This window comes from Exiguobacterium sp. UBA3491, from assembly GCF_002377745.1.
GTDB lineage: Bacteria > Bacillota > Bacilli > Exiguobacteriales > Exiguobacteriaceae > Exiguobacterium_A.
In genome coordinates this window covers 1-291 of the sequence record NZ_DFQK01000020.1, presented here as the reverse complement: position 1 = coordinate 291, position 291 = coordinate 1, and the positions used below count along the sequence as shown (strand labels likewise).

Below are 291 nucleotides of genomic sequence, written 5' to 3'. Positions count from 1 at the left end.
GTCGGTCGTAAGCCAGAAGGATTCTATTATGGTGGTGTCGCTGCCTGCGATCTGCTAGTCGATGCGGAAGCGCGTCGCGGATTCAAGATTCTTGCTGATCATGTCAATAAGATGGATAAATCCCTTAAAGGGAGGATCGTCGTCGATCACATGGATGAGCGTTCAAAGGAATTATTACGTGATTTCTTGCAGACACATAAACCTGAGATGTGGGAAAATGCTGACGCTGCTTTACATGAAGCGTTGGTCTAAAAAAAGAACGTGTGCCGCGGTGAACTGCCCCATAAAAGT

1 protein-coding gene is annotated in these 291 nt (G+C 46.7%); it reads left to right on the top strand.

From position 1 onward, the window contains the following. Positions 1-252 (top strand): YwhD family protein (locus tag B4F99_RS06570; protein WP_290756125.1); only part of this gene is annotated, 252 nt, incomplete at its 5' end. Between the last annotated feature and the right edge of the window lie 39 nt (positions 253-291).